This window comes from Methylosinus sp. DMC45, from assembly GCF_056313885.1.
On record NZ_JBQUZK010000041.1, the window covers coordinates 1 to 1,071 of the forward strand.

Here is a 1,071-nt window from a genome sequence, read left to right on the forward strand (position 1 = left end):
TCTTTGCGTCGGGCCATGGGAGATCTCCTTCTTCTCCATCATGCCCGCCCACACACGAAATTCCTGACACTCCCCGCGGAACGGCCATCAGCCCTCGAGGTCGACCCCAACGCCTTCACGAACCTGGCGGATAATCTGTCGGCAGCATGGCATGCGCCAAACGTGACGATGCGTGCCCGACAACAACTGCTGCGGACATTGATCGCGGACATCATCGTCGACGTCGACGACGATGCGCGTGAGGTCGTGCTCACGACTCATTGGCGTGGTGGTCGGCATTCCGAACTTCGTGTCCGTAAGCCACGGGCTGGCGAGCATGGCTGGTCGCTGGTCGGACGAGCATATCGCCGCGTCGCTCAATCGAATGTTCTGCACCAGAGCGGCCAGCGCATCATGACCGCAGCGAAAATCGACGGGACGCACGGCGAGCACGATCGGCAATCCTTGCGACGGAATGATCACGCGCCGCGCTCCAGCGCCGTCATGATCTCGGCGATGCGCGTCGACGCGGTGTCCTGCTCCAGCCGCAACACGACCTTGCCGACGACGATCTCGATCTTCGTATCGCTCTCATTAAGAACGGACGGCTGCTCGAGCTCGATCTCCACGAACTCCGCGGGATCGTCGGTCACGAGCGCGAGCCGCCCGGTGCGCGCCGGGCGGCGCCATTGCGTCAATTGCTGCGCGCATATCCGATATTTGCGGGCGACATCGGCGACGCGCGCTCCAGGCGCGAGGCTCTCTCGCACGATCCGGCCCTTCAACTCCTTCGACCACAGCCGATTGCCCGAACGTGAACGACGAAAATCCACACGTCCGACAAATCCTGCGCCAAAAGCCGTTTCGATCGTCGCATTCTCGCTCATCTTCGGATCCTTCCAGAGACATGGCTGTCCCTCAGAAGAATCTCACATCCGAAAATCCTTCCGAACCCGAAGAATCAATGGGGTCGCAACGGCGCTCACGATGAGCGATCACAAAGGCGCGAAGCTGATGGCGCACGGCGTGCCGCGGGTGGACGACCGCCGCGTGGTCAGCGGGATCGTCTACGTCATCAAGAACGGCCTGCAA

Annotated in this window: 1 protein-coding gene and 1 pseudogene; one reads left to right on the forward strand and one right to left on the reverse strand. The window is 61.8% G+C overall.

Annotated features, from left to right (window positions below; genetic code table 11):
• Positions 1-72: 72 nt before the first annotated feature.
• A pseudogene (locus ACT53T_RS11875) lies at positions 73-367 on the forward strand (recombinase family protein); the annotation flags it as partial.
• Positions 368-458: 91 nt separating this feature from the next.
• Here ACT53T_RS11875 and ACT53T_RS11880 read toward each other — a convergent pair.
• Entirely contained in the window at positions 459-866 is a 408-nt protein-coding gene (locus ACT53T_RS11880) for a transposase (protein WP_476161351.1), read from the reverse strand.
• Positions 867-1,071 lie beyond the last annotated feature (205 nt).

Bases quoted from the DNA above. Each gene is read 5' to 3' on its own strand.
- ACT53T_RS11880 (WP_476161351.1), bottom strand. From the start codon at position 866: ATGAGCGAGAATGCGACGATCGAAACGGCTTTTGGCGCAGGATTTGTC.